At 62.6% G+C, this 20,874-nt stretch carries 16 protein-coding genes; 12 read left to right on the top strand and 4 right to left on the bottom strand.

Going from position 1 to position 20,874, the window contains the following annotated elements:
- Positions 1-24: 24 nt before the first annotated feature.
- Both ACQ4OD_RS20570 and ACQ4OD_RS20565 read left to right on the top strand, forming a co-directional pair.
- A complete protein-coding gene (locus ACQ4OD_RS20570; protein ID WP_430944844.1) occupies positions 25-2,481 on the top strand; it encodes an EAL domain-containing protein in 2,457 nt (818 codons plus the stop codon).
- Positions 2,482-2,519: 38 nt separating this feature from the next.
- On the top strand, positions 2,520-3,305 hold the full coding sequence (locus ACQ4OD_RS20565; RefSeq protein WP_430944843.1) for a TenA family transcriptional regulator: 786 nt from the start codon (positions 2,520-2,522) through the stop codon (positions 3,303-3,305).
- A gap of 89 nt (positions 3,306-3,394) precedes the next feature.
- On the opposite strand, the gene ACQ4OD_RS20560 is transcribed toward ACQ4OD_RS20565, so the two are convergent.
- The 4 genes from ACQ4OD_RS20560 to ACQ4OD_RS20545 all read right to left on the bottom strand — a co-directional run bounded on the left by ACQ4OD_RS20560 (position 3,395) and on the right by ACQ4OD_RS20545 (position 7,013).
- Complete coding sequence (locus ACQ4OD_RS20560; protein ID WP_110698212.1) at positions 3,395-4,135, bottom strand: YciK family oxidoreductase; 741 nt, start codon at positions 4,133-4,135, stop codon at positions 3,395-3,397.
- A 115-nt stretch (positions 4,136-4,250) separates the two neighbouring features.
- Positions 4,251-4,922, bottom strand: coding sequence for an N-acetylmuramic acid 6-phosphate phosphatase MupP (mupP, locus tag ACQ4OD_RS20555; RefSeq protein ID WP_102684341.1), 672 nt, complete (start codon positions 4,920-4,922; stop codon positions 4,251-4,253).
- A 2-nt stretch (positions 4,923-4,924) separates the two neighbouring features.
- On the bottom strand, positions 4,925-5,623 hold the full coding sequence (gene ubiG, locus ACQ4OD_RS20550; protein ID WP_139672879.1) for a bifunctional 2-polyprenyl-6-hydroxyphenol methylase/3-demethylubiquinol 3-O-methyltransferase UbiG: 699 nt from the start codon (positions 5,621-5,623) through the stop codon (positions 4,925-4,927).
- A 64-nt stretch (positions 5,624-5,687) separates the two neighbouring features.
- Positions 5,688-7,013, bottom strand: a complete 1,326-nt coding sequence (locus tag ACQ4OD_RS20545; protein WP_430944842.1) for a TRZ/ATZ family hydrolase — start codon at positions 7,011-7,013, stop codon at positions 5,688-5,690.
- 111 nt (positions 7,014-7,124) lie between these two features.
- On the opposite strand from ACQ4OD_RS20545, the gene mtnA reads away from it, so the two are divergent.
- The 10 genes from mtnA (at position 7,125) to ACQ4OD_RS20495 (ending at position 20,859) form a co-directional block, all read left to right on the top strand.
- On the top strand, positions 7,125-8,201 hold the full coding sequence (gene mtnA, locus ACQ4OD_RS20540; RefSeq protein WP_198755265.1) for an S-methyl-5-thioribose-1-phosphate isomerase: 1,077 nt from the start codon (positions 7,125-7,127) through the stop codon (positions 8,199-8,201).
- 248 nt (positions 8,202-8,449) lie between these two features.
- Complete coding sequence (gene gyrA / locus ACQ4OD_RS20535; protein ID WP_111531823.1) at positions 8,450-11,212, top strand: DNA gyrase subunit A; 2,763 nt, start codon at positions 8,450-8,452, stop codon at positions 11,210-11,212.
- A 157-nt stretch (positions 11,213-11,369) separates the two neighbouring features.
- Positions 11,370-12,455 carry a 3-phosphoserine/phosphohydroxythreonine transaminase gene (gene serC, locus ACQ4OD_RS20530; protein WP_046857873.1) on the top strand — a complete coding sequence of 362 codons (1,086 nt, stop codon included), beginning with the start codon at positions 11,370-11,372 and terminating at the stop codon, positions 12,453-12,455.
- The gene (gene pheA / locus ACQ4OD_RS20525; RefSeq protein ID WP_110698041.1) at positions 12,455-13,549 is read left to right on the top strand and encodes a prephenate dehydratase; all 1,095 of its coding nucleotides are present in this window, start codon (positions 12,455-12,457) and stop codon (positions 13,547-13,549) included. Before serC ends, pheA begins: the two co-directional genes overlap by 1 nt.
- Positions 13,550-13,712: 163 nt before the next feature.
- On the top strand, positions 13,713-15,953 hold the full coding sequence (locus ACQ4OD_RS20520) for a bifunctional prephenate dehydrogenase/3-phosphoshikimate 1-carboxyvinyltransferase (protein WP_258598835.1): 2,241 nt from the start codon (positions 13,713-13,715) through the stop codon (positions 15,951-15,953).
- On the top strand, positions 15,950-16,636 hold the full coding sequence (gene cmk / locus ACQ4OD_RS20515) for a (d)CMP kinase (RefSeq protein ID WP_102684336.1): 687 nt from the start codon (positions 15,950-15,952) through the stop codon (positions 16,634-16,636). Before ACQ4OD_RS20520 ends, cmk begins: the two co-directional genes overlap by 4 nt.
- 123 nt (positions 16,637-16,759) lie before the next feature.
- Complete coding sequence (rpsA, locus tag ACQ4OD_RS20510) at positions 16,760-18,436, top strand: 30S ribosomal protein S1 (protein ID WP_046856619.1); 1,677 nt, start codon at positions 16,760-16,762, stop codon at positions 18,434-18,436.
- A gap of 238 nt (positions 18,437-18,674) precedes the next feature.
- On the top strand, positions 18,675-18,971 hold the full coding sequence (gene ihfB / locus ACQ4OD_RS20505; protein ID WP_139672864.1) for an integration host factor subunit beta: 297 nt from the start codon (positions 18,675-18,677) through the stop codon (positions 18,969-18,971).
- An 18-nt stretch (positions 18,972-18,989) separates the two neighbouring features.
- The gene (locus ACQ4OD_RS20500; protein ID WP_139672862.1) at positions 18,990-19,241 is read left to right on the top strand and encodes a lipopolysaccharide assembly protein LapA domain-containing protein; all 252 of its coding nucleotides are present in this window, start codon (positions 18,990-18,992) and stop codon (positions 19,239-19,241) included.
- A 559-nt stretch (positions 19,242-19,800) separates the two neighbouring features.
- Positions 19,801-20,859 carry a Wzz/FepE/Etk N-terminal domain-containing protein gene (locus ACQ4OD_RS20495; protein ID WP_430944841.1) on the top strand — a complete coding sequence of 353 codons (1,059 nt, stop codon included), beginning with the start codon at positions 19,801-19,803 and terminating at the stop codon, positions 20,857-20,859.
- Positions 20,860-20,874 lie beyond the last annotated feature (15 nt).

The raw sequence follows: 20,874 nt of genomic DNA, 5'->3' as shown, positions 1-20,874 counted from the left end.
ATCTGCCGTCATGACAGGGATTACATGAAGGGAAATCGGACTCTCGAAGCGCCAAGGCTGCTGGGTATCATCTGGCCCTTCGTCGCCGTTGTGGTTTTCCAGGTACTGCTGGGCAGTCTGAGTCTTTATGCGTTGTCCGCCGTGCGTGCCTATGTGGCGGGCGAGAGCCTGTGGTCCAAGGCGCAGAAGGACGCTATCTACTACCTCAACCTCTATGCCGATGATCGTGATCCGCTGACCTATGCCCGCTACCGTCGGGCCATCCTGGTGCCCCAGGGGGATCACAACCTGCGCCTGGCCCTGGATCGGCCCGATCCGGACCTGGAGGCGGCGCGCCAAGGCGTGCTGCAGGGCGGCAACCATCCCGAAGACGTTGCCCGGATCATCTGGTTCTACCGCAACTTTCGCCATATCAGCTACATGGAAACCGCCATCGATTACTGGGACATCGGTGACGACTACCTGCGCCAGCTCGACGTACTGGCCCAGCAGATGCGCGAAGGGTTTGCCGGCGACAAGGTCGACGCTCACCAGGTTGCCAACTGGAAGGCGCGCATCGTTGCCATCAATGATGGCGTGACCCCTGCCGCCAAGGCATTCAGCGATGCCTTGGGCGAAGGTTCGCGGATGCTGCTCAAGGTGTTGATGCTCACCAACCTGGCAACCGCGCTGTTCCTTATCGCCATGGCCTGGCGGCGCTCGAGCAAGCTGCTGGCACAGCGCCAGGCGTTCGCCAGTGCGTTGCAGGAGGAGAAGGAGCGGGCGCAGATCACCCTGGAGTCGATCGGCGACGCGGTGATCACCGCCGATGTCGACGGTTGCATCAGCTACATGAACCCGGCTGCCGAGCAACTGACTCACTGGCAGGCGGTGCAGGCCCAGGGCCTGCCGCTGGCGGCGCTGTTCAGCCTGCTCGACGAGAATGCCGAAGGCGATAGCATGACGTTGGTCGAGCAGGTGCTCAGCGGCAGCCTCAAGGGCGGCGCCGAGCACGCCCGGCTGATCCAGCGCCTGGACGGCAGCACGGTGTCGGTCAACCTGGTGGGCTCGCCCATCCTCACCGAAGGGCAGGTCAGTGGCATTGTGGTGGTGCTGCATGACATGACCCAGGAGCGCCAGTACATCGCCAACCTGTCTTGGCAGGCCACTCACGACGCTCTGACCGGGCTGGCCAACCGCCGCGAGTTCGAGTACCGCCTGGAGCAGGCGCTCAATGGCCTGGCGCGCCAGGCCGGGCGGCATTCGCTGATGTTCCTCGACCTGGACCAGTTCAAGCTGGTCAACGACACCTGCGGGCATGCCGCTGGCGACGAGCTGTTGCGGCATATCTGCGCGGTGCTGCAGTCGGGCCTGCGCGAGGGCGACACCCTGGCGCGCCTGGGCGGTGACGAGTTCGGTGTGCTGCTCGAGAACTGCCCCCCCGAGCAGGGCGAGCGCATCGCCGAGCAATTGCGCCAGGCCGTGCAGAGCCTGCATTTCGTGTGGAAGGGCAGGCCCTTCGTCACCACGGTCAGCATCGGCCTGGTGCATATCGCCCAGGTGCCCAGCACCCTGGAGGCGTCGTTGCGCGCGGCGGACATGGCCTGCTACATGGCCAAGGAGAAAGGACGCAACCGCGTCCAGGTCTATCACGCCGACGACAGCGAACTGTCCATGCGCTTTGGCGAAATGGCTTGGATCCAGCGCCTGCACGTAGCGCTGGAGGAGAATCGCTTCTGTCTCTACGCCCAGGAAATCGCCCCTTTGCATCCCCACGAGGGGCCGGGGCATATCGAAATCCTCCTGCGCCTGCACGACGAAAGCGGGCGTACCATTCTGCCCGACAGCTTCATTCCCGCAGCCGAGCGCTACGGTCTGATGACCGCGCTCGATCGTTGGGTGGTGCGCAGCGTGTTCCAGGTGATTCGCCAGTGCCTGGACGAGGGGCGGGAGGGGCCGTTGGCCATGTGCGCCATCAACCTGTCGGGTTCGAGCATCGGCGACGACAAGTTCCTCGAGTACCTGCAGCGCCTGTTTGGCGAGTTCGACATTCCGCCACGGTTGATCTGTTTTGAAATTACCGAAACCAGCGCCATCGCCAATCTGGGCAGCGCAATCCGCTTCATCAATGAATTGAAAGGATTGGGCTGCAAATTCTCGCTGGACGACTTCTGCGCCGGAATGTCGTCATTCGCCTATTTGAAGCATTTGCCTGTAGACTTCCTGAAGATCGACGGAAGTTTCGTCAAGGACATGCTCGATGACCCGATCAATCGGGCGATGGTTGAAGTGATCAATCACATCGGCCACGTCATGGGTAAGCGGACCATCGCCGAGTTCGTCGAGACGCCACTGATCGAGCAGGCTTTGCAGGAGATCGGCGTGGATTACGCCCAGGGATATCTCATCGAACGCCCGCAGGTGTTCACCTGCGACAGCCTGCAGCGCCAACGGATTGCCGCGAGGCCCCTTCTGCACCGGGCGCCGGGGACCTTTCGCTGAACAACGCCCGGAAATCACAGGGAATCAAGGAGCTGACAGTGATTGACGCGTTCGTAAGGATCGGACCATTGATGGATCCGGCCAGTTATCCGCAGTGGGCCCAGCAACTGATAGAGGATTGCCGCGAAAGCAAGCGCCGGGTGGTGGAGCATGAGTTCTACCAGCGCCTGCGTGATGGCCAGCTCAAGCAGTCGACCATCCGCCAGTACCTGATCGGTGGCTGGCCGGTGGTCGAGCAGTTTTCCCTCTACATGGCCCACAACCTCACCAAGACCCGTTACGCCCGGCACCCCGGCGAGGACATGGCGCGCCGCTGGCTGATGCGCAACATCCGCGTCGAGCTCAACCATGCCGACTACTGGGTGCACTGGTGCCAGGCCCATGGCATCCACCTGCATGAACTGCAGTCCCAGGAAGTGCCGCCCGAGCTCAATGGCTTGAACGACTGGTGTTGGCGGGTATGCGCCACCGAGTCGCTGGCCATCGCCATGGCGGCCACCAACTATGCCATCGAAGGGGCCACCGGCGAGTGGTCGGCGGTGGTCTGTGCCGAGGACACCTACGCCCAGGGCTTCCCCGAAGACACCCGCAAGCGCGCCATGAAGTGGCTGAAGATGCATGCGCAGTATGATGACGCGCACCCGTGGGAAGCGCTGGAAATCATCTGCACCCTGGCCGGCGAGAGCCCGACCCTGGGACTGCGCACCGAGTTGCGTCGGGCGATCTGCAAGAGCTACGACTGCATGTTCCTGTTCCTGGAGCGTTGCATGCAGCTCGAAGGGAGCCAGCAGGGGCGTCTGCGCCCGGCCTTGGCGGCGGGCTGAAAGCATCGCGGGGCAAGTCGCATCGGCGCACCGCCGCCCCACGCAGCAAGGCGTGGGGCGGGCTTGCCCCGCGATCAGTCTTATCGGATTTACTGTGCGTTCAGCGCCTGCCCGTTCACATCCTTGCTGTCCGGCCCCATCAGGTACAGGTACACCGGCATGATCTCCTCGGGTAGCGGGTTGTTCTGCGGGTTCTCGCTCGGATAGGCCTGGGCGCGCATCGCCGTGCGCGTGGCGCCCGGGTTGATGCTGTTGGAGCGCACCGGCGCTACGCCTTCCAGTTCATCCGCCAGGGTCTGCATCAGGCCCTCGGTGGCGAATTTCGACACCCCGTAGGCACCCCAGTAAGCGCGGCCCTTGCGTCCAACACTGCTGGAGGTGAACACCACCGAGGCGTCCTCCGACAGTTTTAGCAGCGGCAGCAAGGTGCTGGTCAGCATGAAGGTGGCATTGACGTTGATGTGCATCACGCGCATGAAGTTGTCGCCCGACAGCTGCTCCAGCGGCGTGCGCGGGCCAATGATCGAGGCGTTGTTGAGCAGGCCGTCGAGGCGGCCGAACTGGTCCTCGATCATCACCGCCAGTTCGTCGTACTGGTGGGGCAGGGCGGTTTCCAGGTTGAACGGGATCACCACCGGTTGCGGGTGGCCCGCGGCTTCGATCTGGTCGTAGACCTCGTTCAGGTTGGCTTCGGTCTTGCCCAGCAGCAGCACGGTGGCGCCCAGGGCGGCATAGGCCTTGGCGGCGGCGGCGCCGATTCCGCGGCCGGCACCGGTGACCAGGATGATCCGGCCCTTGAGCAGGTCGGGGCGGGCGGTGTAGTCGAACATAGGTCTGTCCTTGAATATGAGCTGCAAGCTATAAGCGGCAAGCTACAAGAGAAAGCGGATCAGTGTTGGAGCTGCTCTTTCTTGAGGCTTGAAGCTTGACGCTTGCGACTTGAAATCAGCAGCCGCACAGCGCGCTGTCGATCACCTTGCGCAGTTCCAGCGGGTGGTCCACCACCACGTCGGCGCCCCAGTTGTTGGGGTTGTCCTCTGGATGAATATAGCCATAGCGCACCGCTGCGGTGCGGGTGCCGGCGTCGCGGCCGGATTCGATGTCGCGCAGGTCGTCGCCGACGAACAGGACGCTGGCCGGGTCCAGGTCAAGCGTCTTGCATGCCAGGATCAGCGGCTCGGGGTCGGGCTTGCTGTTCTTCACGTGGTCCGGGCAGATCAGCAGCGCTGAGCGCTCGGCCAGGCCCAGGCGTTGCATGATCGGTTCGGCGAAGCGCACCGGCTTGTTGGTGACCACGCCCCACAGCAGGTTGCCTTTCTCGATGTCGGCCAGCAGCTCCGGCATGCCGTCGAACAGCTTGCTGTGCACCGCGCAATCGCGTTGGTAGCGCTCGAGAAACTCCAGGCGCAGGGCTTCGAAGCCGTCGGCCTCGGGGTCCATGGCAAAGGTCGCCGCGACCATGGCGCGGGCGCCGCCGGAAATCACCTCGCGGATGCGCGCGTCGTCGATGGCCGGCAGGCCGCGGTCGGCGAGCATCGCCTGGCAGATGGCGATGAAGTCCGGCGCCGTGTCCAGCAGGGTGCCGTCCATGTCGAAGAGTACTGCTCGCAGGCGCATGCTCATTCCTCGCGCAGGGTCTGGATCATGTAGTTGACGTCGACGTCGTTGCACAGCTTGTAGTGCTTGGTCAGCGGGTTGTAGGTCAGGCCGATGATGTCCTTGACCTCCAGGCCTGCGGCACGGCTCCAGGCGCCCAGCTCGGAGGGGCGGATGAACTTCTTGAAGTCGTGGGTGCCGCGCGGCAGCATCTTCAGCACGTATTCGGCGCCAATGATCGCCAGAAGGTAGGCCTTGGGGTTGCGGTTGATGGTCGAGAAGAACACCTGGCCGCCCGGCTTGACCATGCGGTAGCAGGCGCGGATCACCGACGAAGGGTCGGGGACGTGCTCGAGCATCTCCAGGCAGGTGACCACGTCGAACTGTTCAGGCATCTCTTCGGCCAGGGCCTCGGCGGTGATCTGCCGGTATTCCACCGCCACGCCAGACTCCAGCTGGTGCAGTTGGGCCACTGCCAGCGGCGCCTCGCCCATGTCAATGCCGGTCACGGTGGCACCGCGCTGGGCCATCGCCTCGCTGAGGATGCCGCCGCCGCAGCCGACGTCCAGCACCTTCTTGCCGGCCAGGCCGACGCGCTCGTCGATCCAGTTGACCCGCAGCGGGTTGATGTCGTGCAGCGGCTTGAACTCGCTCTCGCGGTCCCACCAGCGGTGGGCCAGGGCTTCGAACTTGGCGATTTCGGCGTGGTCGACGTTGCTCATGGGAACAGTCCTCTGAATCTTCGATAAATAGTGTCGCGGGCCGGCAGCCGTGGCTGTCGGTCGTTCATTCATTGCGCCCGCCGATGCGGGCTCCCCAGGCACGGGCGTTGGCGGCCAGCGCGGCTTCGTCCATCCGTGTCAGGCGGCGGTCCTCGACCAGTTGCTGCCCGGCGACCCAGACATCCTTCACGCAATCGCGACCGGTGGCGTAGATCAGTTGCGAGACCGGGTCGTGCACCGGTTGCTGCGCCAGCCCCGACAGGTCGAAGACTGCCAGGTCGGCGGCCTTGCCCACCTCGAGCGAGCCGGTGATCGGCTCCAGCCCGAGGGCCCGGGCGCCATTGAGCGTGGCCATGCGCAGCGCCCGGTGGGCGTCCAGGGCGGTGGCCGAGCCGGCCACGGCCTTGGCCAGCAACGCAGCGGTGCGGGTTTCACCGAGCAGGTCGAGGTCATTGTTGCTGGCGGCGCCGTCGGTGCCGACGGCCACGTTCACTCCGGCCTGCCACAGGCGCTCTACCGGGCAGAACCCACTGGCCAGCTTGAGGTTGGACTCGGGGCAGTGGACCACGCTGGTGTTGCTTTCTACCAGCAGCGCCAGGTCTTCGTCGCTGATCTGGGTCATGTGCACCGCTTGCAGGTTCGGGCCCAGCAGGCCCAGGCGCGCGAGGCGCGCCAGCGGCCGCTCACCGTTGTCCTTGAGCGCCTGCTCGACTTCGCTGGCGGTCTCGTGGATGTGCATGTGCAGCGGTGCGTCCAACTGGTCGGCGATCACCCGGATCTTCTCCAGGCTCTCGTCGCTCACCGTGTAGGGTGCGTGCGGGCCCAGGGCAATGGTGATGCGCGGGTGGTGGCGCAGCTCGCCGAATAGCTCGATGGCCAGGTGCAGGGCCTCGTCCGGGGTGCGTGCGCCGGGGATGGGGAAATCCAGCAGCGGCACGGCGATCTGCGCGCGGATGCCGCTGCGGTGCACGCGGTCGCAGGCCTCGCGGGGGTAGAAATACATGTCGGCGAAGCAGGTGATGCCGCCCTTGAGCTGCTCGGCAATGGCCAGGTCGGTGCCGTCGGCCACGAAGGCCTCGTTCACCCAGCGACCCTCGGCGGGCCAGATATGCTCCTGCAGCCAGGTCATCAGCGGCAGGTCGTCGGCCAAACCGCGGAACAGGGTCATGGCGGCGTGGCCGTGGGCGTTGACCAGCCCGGGCGTCAACAGGCAGTCGGGCAGCGTTCGCACGTCCCGGGCCTGGGGTGCCCGCTCGCGTGGGCCGAGCCAGGCGATCTGGCCGTCGCGGATGCCCAGCGCATGGCCCTCCAGCACGACACCGGCCGGCTCCACGGGGACCAGCCAGTCCGGCACAAGCAGCAGGTCGAGGAGCGGAGTGGCAGTGGGCATGCGCGACATTTACCTGGATCGGTTCGGCTAAACGCGCAGTATACCCGAGCGTCCGTGGCACAGGCTCGCTATAATCGCCGGCTTTTGATGCCAGGGCGACGGGGAGAGGCGATGCGCGAGCAACTGATGGCGGCGGAGACGGTGACGGGCATCGAGTGGCGCGACGGCGTGCTGCACCTGCTCGACCAGCGCCTGCTGCCGCTTGAGCAGTGCTGGCTGGCCTGCACCGAGGCGGCCGAGGTGGCTGAGGCGATCAGCGACATGGCCGTGCGTGGCGCTCCGGCGATCGGCATCTGCGCCGCCTACGGCCTGGTGCTGGCGCTGCGCCGTCGCCTGGCCGAAGGCGAGAGCTGGGAAGAGAGCCTCGAAGAAGACTTCATGATGCTCGGCGAGGCGCGGCCCACCCCGGCCAACCTGTTCTGGGCGCTCAACCGCATGCGTGAGCGCCTGCAGCGCCTGCGCCCGGATGAAGACGTGCTGAAGGTGATGGAGGCCGAGGCGGTGGCGATTCACCAGAGCGATCGCGAGGCCAACCTGACCATGGCCCAGTTCGGTGTCGAGCAGATCCGCAGGCACCAGGGCAGCGAGCAGGCCCTGCTTACCCACGGCAATGCCGGGGCCCTGGCCACCGGCGGCTTCGGTACTGCCCTGGGGGTGATCCGCGCCGCCACCCTGGAGGGCATGGTCGAGCAGGTCTATGCCTGCGAGTCGCGGCCGTGGCTGCAGGGCTCGCGCCTGACCGCCTGGGAGCTGGCCGCCGACGGTGTGCCGGTGACCGTGGTCGCCGACGCGGCGGCCGGGCACCTGATGAAGACCAAGGGCATCACCTGGGTGGTGGTCGGCGCCGACTGCATTGCCGCCAATGGCGATGTGGCGGCGAAGATCGGCACCTACCAGATGGCGGTGGCGGCCATGCACCACGGGCTGCGCTTCATGGTGGTGGCGCCGAGCACCAGCATTGATCTGAATCTGCCTACCGGCGAGGATATCCCGCTGGAGACCCGCGGCGAGGAAGAGCTGCTGGAGGTAGCGGGCATCCAGGTAACCGCTGATGTCGAAGCCTACAACCCGGTGGTCGATGTCACGCCGGCCGACCTGATCGACGTGATCGTCACCGAGAAGGGCGTTGTCGAGCGCCCGGATACCGCAAAGATCGCCCAGTTGATGTGCCGCAAACGCCTCCATTGAGGCGTTTTTCCATCCGTGCGGATGGTGCTGTACGGCAACCTGCCATATCTCCCATGCACGCAGCGTTTGTGATACCATCCGGCAGTTTCCAAGGCCGCTCTTTACCGCGGCCTTCATTGCGCAGATCCATGGCACAACTCATTGATTTGTCGTAAGTCGTCGCACCCCAATTGCGCTGCGGCGGCGAGCTTCGTTCGTCCTTCGAGGGATCAGGCGAAGTTTCACCAGAAAAAGGAATCAGGCTTCTCATGGGCGAACTGGCCAAAGAAATCCTCCCGGTCAATATCGAAGACGAACTGAGACAGTCTTACCTCGACTACGCGATGAGCGTTATTGTCGGGCGAGCGCTGCCCGATGCGCGTGACGGCTTGAAGCCCGTGCATCGTCGCGTTCTGTATGCGATGAGCGAACTGGGCAACGACTGGAACAAGCCGTACAAGAAATCCGCCCGTGTGGTCGGTGACGTGATCGGTAAGTACCACCCGCACGGCGACACCGCCGTGTACGACACCATCGTGCGCATGGCCCAGCCATTCTCGCTGCGCTACCTGCTGGTCGATGGCCAGGGCAACTTCGGTTCGGTGGACGGCGACAACGCCGCGGCCATGCGATACACCGAAGTGCGCATGTCCAAGCTGGCCCATGAACTGCTGGCCGACCTGCACAAAGAGACCGTCGACTGGGTGCCGAACTACGACGGTACCGAGCAGATCCCAGCGGTCATGCCGACCAAGATCCCCAACCTGCTGGTCAATGGCTCCAGCGGTATCGCCGTGGGCATGGCGACGAACATTCCGCCGCACAACCTCGGCGAAGTGATCGACGGCTGCCTGGCGCTGATCGACAACTCCGACATCACGGTCGATGAGCTGATGCAGTTCATCCCGGGGCCGGACTTCCCGACAGCGGGCCTGATCAACGGCCGCCAGGGCATCATCGAGGCCTATCGCACCGGCCGTGGCCGCATCTATATGCGTGCCCGCTCCGAGATCGAAGACATCGACAAGGTCGGTGGCCGCCAGCAGATCGTGGTCACCGAGCTGCCGTACCAGCTGAACAAGGCGCGCTTGATCGAGAAGATCGCCGAGCTGGTCAAAGAGAAGAAGATCGAAGGCATCACCGAGCTGCGCGACGAGTCCGACAAGGATGGCATGCGCATCGTCATCGAGCTGCGTCGCGGCGAGGTGCCGGAGGTGGTGCTCAACAACCTCTATCAGCAGACCCAGCTGCAGAGCGTATTCGGCATCAACATCGTCGCCCTGATCGACGGTCGTCCGCGCCTGCTTAATTTGAAAGACCTGCTCGAGGCGTTCGTCCGTCACCGCCGCGAGGTGGTTACCCGCCGCACCGTGTTCGAGCTGCGCAAGGCCCGCGAGCGGGGTCACATCCTTGAAGGCCAGGCGGTCGCGCTGTCCAACATCGACCCGGTCATCGCCCTGATCAAGGCCTCGCCGACGCCGTCCGAAGCCAAGGAAGCGCTGATCAGCACGGCCTGGGAGTCCAGCGCGGTGCAAGTCATGGTCGAGCGCGCCGGTGCCGAGTCGTGCCGTCCGGAAGACCTGCCGGAGCAGTACGGTCTGCGCGAAGGCAAGTACTACCTGTCGCCGGAACAGGCCCAGGCTATCCTGGAGCTGCGCCTGCACCGCCTGACCGGCCTGGAGCACGAGAAGCTGCTGGCCGAGTACCAGGAGATCCTCGAGCAGATCGGCGAGCTGATCCGCATCCTCAGCAGCGCCGAGCGCCTGATGGAAGTGATCCGCGAAGAGCTTGAAGCGATCCGCGCCGAGTACGGCGATGCCCGCCGCACCGAAATCCTCAATGCCAGCCATGACCTCAACTACGGCGATATGATCCCCGAAGAAGAGCGTGTGGTGACCATCTCCCACGGTGGCTACGCCAAGACCCAGCCACTGTCCGCGTACCAGGCCCAGCGCCGTGGTGGCAAGGGCAAGTCGGCCACAGGCGTCAAGGACGAGGACTACATCGAGCACCTGCTGGTCGCCAACAGCCACGCCACCCTGCTGCTGTTCTCCAGCAAGGGCAAAGTGTACTGGAAGAAGACCTACGAGATTCCCGAGGCCTCCCGCGCCGCCCGCGGCCGCCCGCTGGTCAACCTGCTGCCGCTGGAAGAAGGTGAGCGCATCACCGCCATGCTGCAGATCGACCTGGAGGCGCTGCAGCAGCACGCAGACCCAGACGAAGAACTGGAAGACAGCGACGACAGCGTAATCGAAGGCGAGCTGGTGGAAGCCGAGGAGATCGACGAGGAAGACGGCGACACCCCAGAGTGGGCCGCCGAACCGACCGGCGCCTACATCTTCATGGCGACCGCCTCCGGTACTGTCAAGAAGACCCCGCTGGTGCAGTTCGCCCGTCCGCGTTCCAACGGCCTGATCGCCTTGAAGCTCAAGGAAGGTGACACCCTGATCGCTGCCGCCATCACCGACGGCGCCAAGGAAGTCATGATGTTCTCCGACGCTGGCAAGGTGATCCGCTTCGCCGAGAGCGTGGTGCGTGAGATGGGCCGTACGGCCCGTGGCGTGCGCGGCATGAAGCTGGGCAAGGGCCAGCAGATCATTTCCATGCTGATCCCGGAGTCCGGCGCGCAGATCCTCACCGCTTCCGAACGTGGCTTTGGCAAGCGCACCCCGCTGTCCAAGTTCCCGCGCCGCGGCCGTGGTGGTCAGGGCGTGATCGCCATGGGCACCAAGGGGCGCAACGGCCTGCTGATCGGCGCCATCCAGGTGCAGGAAGGCGAGGAAATCATGCTGATCTCCGACCAGGGCACGCTGGTGCGTACACGGGTCGGCGAGGTGTCCAGCCTGGGCCGTAACACCCAGGGTGTCACGCTGATCAAGCTGGCCACCGACGAGACGCTGGTGGGGCTTGAACGCGTCCAGGAACCCTCCGAGGAAGAGCTCGATGAACTGATCGAGACGGACGAGGAGGGCGCCCCGCTCGATGCGGTGGGCGACGACGATGCCGGCACCGAAGAGGCGCCTCAGGAATAATCGATGCAACAACCCGAGCGGGGCGACCAAGGTCGCCCCGTTTGACTGATGAAGGTGGGGCATTGGCGCTGCAAGGCAGCCCCGGTGCCGGCGACACAGTCTTGACTGGTCGGCAGCGAATTACGATTTTGTTCTATTTGGCAGAGCGAGAGTGGATGTGAGCAAACGAGCCTTTAACTTCTGCGCAGGCCCTGCCGCGCTTCCTGATGCCGTGCTGCAGCGCGCCCAGGCTGAGATGCTGGACTGGCGCGGCAAGGGTCTGTCGGTGATGGAAATGAGCCATCGCAGCGACGACTATGTGGCTATCGCCGAAAAGGCCGAGCAGGATCTGCGTGACCTGCTGTCCGTCCCCTCCAACTACAAGGTGTTGTTCCTGCAGGGCGGCGCCAGCCAGCAGTTCGCCGAGATTCCACTGAACCTGCTGCCGGAAAATGGCACCGCCGACTACGTCGAGACCGGTATCTGGTCGAAGAAGGCCATCGAGGAAGCGCGCCGCTTCGGCACTATCAACGTTGCTGCCAGCGCCAAGCCCTACGACTACCTGGCCATCCCGGGCCAGAACGAGTGGCAGCTGACCCGCAACGCCGCCTATGTGCACTATGCGTCCAACGAGACCATTGGTGGCCTGCAGTTCGACTGGGTGCCCGAGACCGGTGACGTCCCGCTGGTGGTCGACATGTCCTCGGACATCCTGTCGCGCCCGATCGACGTGTCGCAGTACGGCCTGATCTATGCCGGCGCGCAGAAGAACATCGGCCCGAGCGGCCTGGTGGTGGTGATCGTGCGCGAAGACCTGCTGGGTCGTGCCCGCAGCAGCTGCCCGACGATGCTCGACTACAAGGTATCGGCCGACAACGGCTCGATGTACAACACTCCGGCCACCTATTCCTGGTACCTCTCGGGCCTGGTGTTCGAGTGGCTCAAGGAGCAGGGTGGCGTCGAGGCGATGGAGCAGCGCAACCGCGCCAAGAAAGAGCGCCTGTACGGCTTCATCGATGCCAGCGAGTTCTACACCAACCCGATCAGTGTCAACGCCCGCTCGTGGATGAACGTGCCGTTCCGCCTGGCCGACGAACGTCTGGACAAGGCCTTCCTGGCCGGCGCCGATGCCCGTGGCCTGCTCAACCTCAAGGGCCATCGTTCGGTCGGTGGCATGCGTGCCTCGATCTACAACGCCCTGGGCCTGGAGGCTGTCGAGGCGCTGGTGCAGTACATGGGTGAATTCGAGAAGGAGCACGGCTGATGTCCGATCAGGAGCTCAAGGCCCTGCGCGTGCGCATTGACAGTCTCGACGAGAAAATCCTCGAGCTGATCAGTGAGCGCGCCCGTTGCGCCCAGGAAGTGGCCAAGGTCAAGACCGCATCGCTGCCAGAAGGCGAGGCGCCGGTGTTCTACCGTCCCGAGCGCGAGGCCGCGGTGCTCAAGCGCGTCATGCAGCGTAATCAGGGGCCGCTGGACAACGAAGAGATGGCGCGGTTGTTCCGCGAGATCATGTCCTCCTGCCTGGCGCTCGAAGAGCCGCTTAAGGTGGCCTACCTCGGCCCTGAAGGGACCTTCACCCAGGCCGCAGCCATGAAGCACTTCGGCCATGCCGTGGTCAGCCGCCCGATGGCGGCCATCGACGAGGTGTTCCGCGAAGTGGCGGCGGGTGCGGTCAATTTCGGCGTGGTGCCGGTGGAGAACTCCACCGAAGGCGCTGTCAGCCACACGCTGGACAGCTTCCTCGAGCATGACATGGTCATCTGCGGCGAAGTCGAGTTGCGTATCCACCATCACCTGCTGGTGGGCGAGAACACCAAGACCGACAGCATCACCCGCATCTACTCCCATGCCCAGTCGCTGGCCCAGTGCCGCAAGTGGCTGGACGCCCATTACCCGAACGTCGAGCGTGTGGCTGTGTCGAGCAACGCCGAGGCGGCCAAGCGGGTCAAGGGTGAGTGGAATTCGGCGGCCATTGCAGGTGACATGGCGGCCAACCTGTATGGCCTGACCCGCCTGGCCGAAAAGATCGAGGACCGGCCGGACAACTCCACGCGCTTCCTCATGATCGGCAGCCAGGAAGTGCCGCCGACCGGCGACGACAAGACTTCGATCATCGTCTCCATGAGCAACAAGCCGGGTGCTCTGCACGAGCTGCTGGTGCCGTTTCACGAGAACGGCATCGACCTCACGCGCATCGAGACCCGTCCGTCGCGCAGCGGCAAGTGGACCTACGTGTTCTTCATCGACTTTGTCGGCCATCACCGTGATCCGCTGATCAAGGCGGTACTCGAGCAGATCAGCCAGGAGGCTGTGGCGCTGAAGGTGTTGGGCTCTTATCCGAAAGCGGTGCTCTGATCGATTTTGTTGGGGTCGCTTTGCGGCCCATCGCCGGCAAGCCGGCTCCCACAGGGAGCGGTGTATCGCTGGCATATGTGGGAGCTGGCTTGCCAGCGATGGGCTGCGCAGCAGCCCCCTGCGGTCTCAACGACTGGCATGTTTTTGAACAGGGTTCGCACTTGTGGTTAATGCTGTAACAAACAATCCCGCTCCGCTCATCGACCGTCTGGTGGTCGTAGGCCTCGGCCTGATCGGCGGCTCCTTCGCCAAGGGCCTGCGCGAAAGCGGCCTGTGCCGCGAAGTGGTCGGCGTCGACCTCGACGCCGAGTCGCGCAAGCAAGCCGTGGCGCTGGGCGTGGTCGATCGCTGCGAGGCAGACCTTGCGGCCGCTTGTGTCGGCGCCGACGTCATCCAGTTGGCTGTGCCGATCCTGGCCATGGAGAAAGTCCTGGCTCGCCTGGCCCAGCTCGACCTGGGTAATGCGGTGATCACCGACGTGGGCAGTGCCAAGGGCAATGTGGTGCGTGCCGCGCGCGAGGCGTTCGCCGAGCGCCTGCCGCGTTTCGTGCCGGGGCACCCGATCGCCGGGTCCGAGCAGAGCGGGGTGGAGGCCTCCAATGCGGCGCTGTTCCGCCGGCACAAGGTGATCCTCACTCCGCTGGCGGAAACCGAACCGGGCGCGCTCGCCCTGGTCGATCGCCTCTGGCGGGCGCTGGATGCCGATGTCGAGCACATGTCGGTGGAGCGCCATGACGAAGTGCTGGCCGCCACCAGCCACCTGCCTCACCTGTTGGCCTTCGGCCTGGTCGACTCGCTGGCCAAGCGCAATGAAAACCTGGAGATCTTCCGGTACGCTGCGGGAGGCTTCCGCGATTTCACGAGAATCGCCGGCAGCGACCCGATCATGTGGCACGACATCTTCCTCGCCAACCGCGAGGCGGTCCTGCGCACTCTCGATACATTTCGCAGCGACCTCGACGCCTTGCGCGACGCGGTCGATGCTGGGGACGGGCACCAACTGCTGGGCGTGTTCACCCGCGCCCGGGTTGCCCGCGAGCATTTCAGTAAAATCCTTGCCCGTCGGGCCTATGTGGACGCTATGAACGCCAACGATCTGATTTTCCTGGCCCAACCGGGTGGCCGCGTGTCCGGACGGATCCGCGTACCTGGCGACAAATCGATTTCCCATCGCTCGATCATGCTCGGCTCGCTGGCCGAGGGCACGACGGAAGTCGAAGGTTTCCTCGAGGGTGAAGACGCCCTGGCGACCTTGCAGGCCTTCCGCGACATGGGTGTGGTCATCGAAGGGCCGCACCATGGTCGCGTGACCATCCATGGCGTCGGCCTGCATGGCCTCAAGCCGCCGCCCGGTCCGCTGTACGTGGGCAACTCCGGCACCTCGATGCGCCTGCTGTCCGGCCTGCTGGCAGCGCAGTCGTTCGACACCACCATGACCGGCGACGCCTCGCTGTCCAAGCGCCCGATGAACCGCGTGGCCAACCCGCTGCGTGAAATGGGTGCCGTGGTCGAGACTGGCCCTGAGGGTCGTCCGCCGCTGACCATCCGTGGTGGGCACAAGCTCAAGGCGCTGAACTACACGCTGCCGATGGCCAGTGCCCAGGTCAAGTCCTGCCTGCTGCTGGCTGGCCTGTATGCCGAAGGCACCACCACCGTCACCGAGCCTGCGCCTACCCGTGACCACACCGAGCGCATGCTGCGCGGCTTCGGCTACGCGGTCGAGTCGAACGGTCCGGTAGCCTCCCTGCAGTCCGGTGGCAAGCTCACCGCCACCCGTATCGAAGTGCCGGCGGACATTTCCTCCTCGGCCTTCTTCCTGGTGGCGGCGTCCATCGCCGAGGGTTCTGATCTGGTCCTGGAGCACGTCGGCATCAACCCGACCCGCACCGGCGTTATCGACATCCTGCGCCTGATGGGCGGCGACATCACCCTGGAAAACCAGCGTGAAGTCGGCGGTGAGCCGGTGGCCGACCTGCGCGTGCGTGGCGCCAAGCTCAAGGGTATCGACATCCCGCAAGAGCTGGTGCCGCTGGCCATCGACGAGTTCCCGGTGCTGTTCGTCGCCGCCGCCTGCGCCGAAGGGCGTACCGTGCTGCGTGGCGCCGAAGAGCTGCGGGTCAAGGAGTCGGACCGCATACAGGTGATGGCCGACGGCCTGGTTGCCCTGGGCGTCAAGTGCGAGCCGACCCCGGACGGCATCATCATCGACGGCGGCCAGATCGGCGGCGGCGAAGTGCACGGCCACGGCGACCATCGAATCGCCATGGCGTTCAGCATCGCTTCGCTGCGCGCCAGTGCCCCGATCGTCATTCATGACTGCGCCAACGTCGCCACGTCGTTCCCCAACTTCCTGGCGCTGTGCAAGGAAGTCGGCATCCGCGTCGCCGAAGAGGGCAAGTCGTGAATTCGCAAGCACCGGTCATCACTATCGACGGGCCTAGCGGCTCGGGCAAGGGCACGGTCGCAGGGCTGCTGGCTCGTGAGCTGGGCTGGCGCCTGCTCGACTCTGGCGCCCTCTACCGCTTGTTGGCATTCAATGCCAGCAATCACGGTGTCGACCTGACCAACGAAGAGCTGCTCAAGGCGCTGGCCGCGCATCTGGACGTGCAGTTCGTCGCGGCGGAGCCGGGCAAGCTGCAGCAGATCATTCTCGAAGGTGAGGATGTCAGCAATGCCATTCGCACCGAGACAGTCGGTGCCGGGGCCTCGATGGTTGCCTCGCTGCCGGCGGTGCGCGAGGCGCTGCTGCAGCGCCAGCGTGCTTTCCGTGAAGCCCCTGGGCTGATCGCCGACGGTCGCGACATGGGGACCGTGGTGTTCCCGGACGCGCCGTTGAAGGTGTTCCTTACCGCCAGTGCCGAGGAGCGTGCCCGTCGCCGTTACCTGCAGTTGAAGGGCAAGGGCGAAGATGTTAGTCTGTCGAGTCTGCTAGATGAGATCCGTGCGCGCGATGAGCGCGACACCCAGCGCGCAGTGGCCCCGCTCAAGCCGGCGGCCGATGCAATTCAGCTGGATTCCACGGAGCTGTCCATCGAGCAGGTGCTGCAACGCATCAGAAGCGAGCTCGCCCTGCGCGACCTGGCCTGATGGAGAGGAGGGCCGGCAGGGGCACCAGTCAACGTCCTGTCAGCACTTCTTAACTTAACGAAACCCACATTGTCTGGAATGTGGCTATGGGCGTCTTTTTCGCCCGAATCTACAGGAATTAAAATGAGCGAAAGCTTTGCAGAACTCTTTGAAGAAAGCCTGAAAACCCTCAATCTTCAGCCGGGTGCAATCATCACCGGTATCGTTGTCGACATCGACGGCGACTGGGTTACCGTACACGCTGGCCTGAAGTCCGAGGGTGTCATCCCGCTCGAGCAGTTCTACAACGAAACTGGCGAACTGACCATCAAGGTCGGTGACGAAGTTCACGTTGCGCTGGACGCGGTCGAAGACGGCTTCGGCGAAACCAAGCTGTCCCGTGAAAAAGCCAAGCGCGCCGAGTGCTGGATTGTTCTGGAAGCTGCTTTCGCTGCTGAAGAAGTGGTCAAGGGCGTTATCAACGGTAAGGTTAAAGGCGGCTTCACTGTCGACGTTAACGGCATCCGTGCGTTCCTGCCGGGCTCCCTGGTTGATGTCCGCCCAGTGCGCGACACCACCCACCTCGAAGGCAAAGAGCTGGAATTCAAGGTCATCAAGCTGGACCAGAAGCGCAACAACGTTGTCGTTTCCCGTCGCAGCGTCCTGGAAGCCGAAAACAGCGCCGAGCGCGAAGCTCTGCTGGAATCGCTGCAGGAAGGCCAGCAGGTCAAAGGTATCGTCAAGAACCTCACCGACTACGGTGCGTTCGTTGACCTGGGCGGCGTCGATGGTCTGCTGCACATCACCGACATGGCCTGGAAGCGTATCAAGCACCCGTCCGAGATCGTCAACGTTGGTGACGAGATCGACGTCAAGGTCCTGAAGTACGATCGTGAGCGCAACCGCGTTTCGCTGGGCCTGAAGCAACTGGGCGAAGACCCATGGGTTGCTATCAAAGCCCGTTACCCAGAGAGCACCCGCGTGACTGCTCGCGTTACCAACCTGACCGACTACGGCTGCTTCGCTGAGCTGGAAGAAGGCGTTGAAGGCCTGGTACACGTTTCCGAAATGGACTGGACCAACAAGAACATCCACCCGTCGAAAGTCGTTCAGGTTGGCGACGAAGTGGAAGTCATGGTTCTGGACATCGACGAAGAGCGTCGTCGTATCTCCCTGGGCATCAAGCAGTGCAAGTCCAACCCATGGGAAGACTTCTCCGGCCAGTTCAACAAGGGTGACAAGATCACCGGTACCATCAAGTCGATCACCGACTTCGGTATCTTCATCGGCCTGGACGGCGGCATCGACGGTCTGGTTCACCTGTCCGACATCTCCTGGAACGAAGCCGGCGAAGAGGCCGTGCGTCGCTTCAAGAAGGGCGACGAGCTGGAAACCGTCATCCTGTCGGTTGACCCAGAGCGCGAGCGCATCTCCCTGGGCATCAAGCAGCTGGAAGACGATCCGTTCTCCAACTTCGTTGCTGTCAACGACAAGGGCGCTATCGTCAAGGGTATCGTCAAGGAAGTTGACGCCAAGGGCGCTATCGTGACCCTGGCCGACGACATCGAAGCTACTCTGAAAGCTTCCGAAATCAGCCGTGACCGCGTTGAAGACGCTCGTAACGTGCTGAAGGAAGGCGAAGAGATCGAAGCCAAGATCATCAGCGTCGACCGCAAGTCCCGCGTCATCAGCCTGTCCATCAAGTCGAAGGACGATGCTGAAGAGCGCGAAGCCATCCAGAGCCTGAAAAACGCTCCGGAAGCGGCTGCCGACACCACCATGGCCGCGCTGCTGCGCGAAGCTATGGCCAAGCAGAACTGAGTTCTGTTTGATCGGTAAAAAGGGCGACCCTCGGGTCGCCCTTTTTTGTGCCTGTGATTTCTCGGCAGGTGTGGAGCCTCCGTACCTTGGCCCGATTCCTGGCGGCTTGTCACGACTGTGAACAAATCCTTACCTTGAATTTTTTTGTTTAGTCAAGAACCGGCCTGTTCAAATCGCTCGGAGCGTGCTACAAACTGATTAAGCAATGATCTAGCTGCTTGATAACGAAGGGAAAAATATGACGAAGTCGGAGCTGATCGAACGTATTGTCACCCATCAGGGGCTACTCTCGTCCAAGGACGTCGAGTTGGCCATCAAGACCATGCTTGAGCAGATGTCGCAGTGCTTGGCGACCGGGGATCGTATCGAGATCCGTGGCTTCGGCAGCTTTTCCCTGCACTATCGCGCGCCCCGTGTAGGACGCAACCCCAAGACCGGTCAGTCGGTCAGCCTCGAAGGTAAGTATGTGCCGCATTTCAAGCCCGGTAAGGAGCTGCGTGATCGGGTCAATGAAGATGAGCATGTGACCCATTGAGTGAAAAGGAGCGATTTGATGCGTAGTCTCAAGCGTGCCTTGGCGGTGCTGTTCGTGCTACTGCTGGCGGCTGTGGTGTTGTTCTTCGTGCTGGAGAATCGTCAGGATGTTTCATTGATCATGTTTGGTTGGGTTGCACCGGGTATTCCTGTGGCGGTGCTGGTATTGGCGACTTTGCTTGTTGGGTTGGTTGTCGGTACATTATTTGGTGCTTACGGATCGAGGCGTGAGAGGCACAGGGTGCATCCTGCAGCATCGCATAACAATTAAAAGAATTTTCCTACATATGAAATAGACTTCTCCCTTTGTCGGTGGGGGAGTAATGCGCTAATTTCGTTCTCTTGCTGGACTGGCTGGGGTGTCTTTACGGGGGCGTCAGGGCTGGTCAAGCTGCGACGGATATCTCTCTTGTTCGATTCGCGATGGGCTGCATTCATTTTCTGTTTTTCACTCTTCCTTCAATCTGCTTGAGTATATTTGCTGCTTGCTCAGGTAGGCCTTGCATTGCGCGTAGTGGTGGCTCTTCGTCGAGGCGCCAAACATCTGAATCTACTCCGGCAAGTCAATTGTGATCTATCCTTAAGATGATCGGTTGTGGTGTGTAAGTTTAGGTCGGGCAAGGCAAGGAGTGTCACAAGCTCGCAGCACCTCTCTGCTGGGCTTGGGCGCGTTGATCGGTTCGATGGAACTAAGTTTCGGTTGAGTGCTCCATGAATAGCTAGTCTCATGCATGGGATGGGACATTTCATAATGCCATCTACTATGCTGGGGGATGGTTAAGAATTTGACTTGTGCTCAAGATTACACGGACCCAAGGAATTAGAGAGAAATGCGCAATGAACGTGAGCGCCGGAGTGGTGGTGAATCTGACTTGTTTGACTTGCTTGAGTGGTTGTGGTTGCGAAAATTCACAATATTTCTCGCTGCCCTTGCGGGAGGGGTGCTGGCGGCTATATATGCGTGGATGGTTGCTCCTGTATATGAGTCTAAAGTCATCGTGCAGCCGCCCGTGCAGACTGATATCGCTCGATTAAACTACGGCAGAGGAAATGGAAGTGGCTTAAGTTTGTTTTCGGTCAAGGATGTTTATGGTGTATATGTTCGAAATCTTCAGTCCGAATCCTTGTCTAGAGACTTTTTCTTGAAATATTACCTTCCCAGTCTGTCAAGTCGGGAGCGCGCGGGATCGCAGGATGGACTCTATCGTCTTTTCAAAGAGGCCGTAACTCTTAAGGGGGATGGAAAGGAGGCGTCTGGGCGTTTCACTGTTGTGGTGCGGTCTTCTGATGCTCGGCGCTCAGTAGATTGGGCGCAGGCGTTTGTGGAGATGGCGGCAGCCCGTACAAAACTTGAAGTGATCGAGGATGCTCGTTCGGATGCTCTTGTGCTGGCTGAGAGTCTTGAGCAGCAGGTCGAGATGGCCAGGGAAAGTTCGGCCAGGCAGCGCAAGGACCGCATTGCTCAGTTAAAAGAGGCGTTGAAGGTTGCGCGGGCGGTGAATATTGAGTCTCCGCCTATTGTCTCTAATAGTTTGTATGGTGGGTTGTCAGCCGATGAGGGTGGGGCGCGGCTGTATATGAGGGGTAGCAGGGCTCTGGAGGCGGAGATTGACAACCTGGCGAATCGAGTCTCGGATGATTCGTTCATTGATGGGCTTCGGAAACGTGAGGGGCAAATTAATTTTCTACGTAAACTGAATGTTGCTTCGGAGAATCTGCAGGTCTTTCGCCAGGATGGGGGTGTCGAGTTGCCGGATGCTCCGATCAAGCCTAAAAAGCTGCTCATTGTTGTGTTTGGGGTGATGCTGGGGGTAGTGTTGGGGGTGGTTCTGGCTCTGCTTTTTTATCTGAGAGGGAGTCTGCATCGCTTTAGGTGCAAGAGCGAGTAAATAATTGATTCGTGA

This window comes from Pseudomonas sp. WC1 (genome assembly GCF_050586565.1).
Classification (GTDB): domain Bacteria; phylum Pseudomonadota; class Gammaproteobacteria; order Pseudomonadales; family Pseudomonadaceae; genus Aquipseudomonas.
The sequence above is the reverse complement of the archived record's forward strand: the minus strand, read 5'-3'. Positions and strand labels throughout refer to the sequence as shown.

What these genes read in the sequence shown, in the direction of transcription:
- pheA (WP_110698041.1), top strand. Translation starts at nt 12,455, where the DNA reads ATGTCCGATCAGGAGCTCAAGGCCCTGCGCGTGCGCATTGACAGTCTC.
- ACQ4OD_RS20560 (WP_110698212.1), bottom strand. Translation starts at nt 4,135, where the DNA reads ATGTTCGACTACACCGCCCGCCCCGACCTGCTCAAGGGCCGGATCATC.
- mtnA (WP_198755265.1), top strand. Translation starts at nt 7,125, where the DNA reads ATGCGCGAGCAACTGATGGCGGCGGAGACGGTGACGGGCATCGAGTGG.
- rpsA (WP_046856619.1), top strand. Translation starts at nt 16,760, where the DNA reads ATGAGCGAAAGCTTTGCAGAACTCTTTGAAGAAAGCCTGAAAACCCTC.
- ihfB (WP_139672864.1), top strand. Translation starts at nt 18,675, where the DNA reads ATGACGAAGTCGGAGCTGATCGAACGTATTGTCACCCATCAGGGGCTA.
- gyrA (WP_111531823.1), top strand. Translation starts at nt 8,450, where the DNA reads ATGGGCGAACTGGCCAAAGAAATCCTCCCGGTCAATATCGAAGACGAA.
- ACQ4OD_RS20570 (WP_430944844.1), top strand. Translation starts at nt 25, where the DNA reads ATGAAGGGAAATCGGACTCTCGAAGCGCCAAGGCTGCTGGGTATCATC.
- mupP (WP_102684341.1), bottom strand. Translation starts at nt 4,922, where the DNA reads ATGCGCCTGCGAGCAGTACTCTTCGACATGGACGGCACCCTGCTGGAC.
- ubiG (WP_139672879.1), bottom strand. Translation starts at nt 5,623, where the DNA reads ATGAGCAACGTCGACCACGCCGAAATCGCCAAGTTCGAAGCCCTGGCC.
- ACQ4OD_RS20495 (WP_430944841.1), top strand. Translation starts at nt 19,801, where the DNA reads ATGCGCAATGAACGTGAGCGCCGGAGTGGTGGTGAATCTGACTTGTTT.
- ACQ4OD_RS20545 (WP_430944842.1), bottom strand. Translation starts at nt 7,013, where the DNA reads ATGCCCACTGCCACTCCGCTCCTCGACCTGCTGCTTGTGCCGGACTGG.
- ACQ4OD_RS20500 (WP_139672862.1), top strand. Translation starts at nt 18,990, where the DNA reads ATGCGTAGTCTCAAGCGTGCCTTGGCGGTGCTGTTCGTGCTACTGCTG.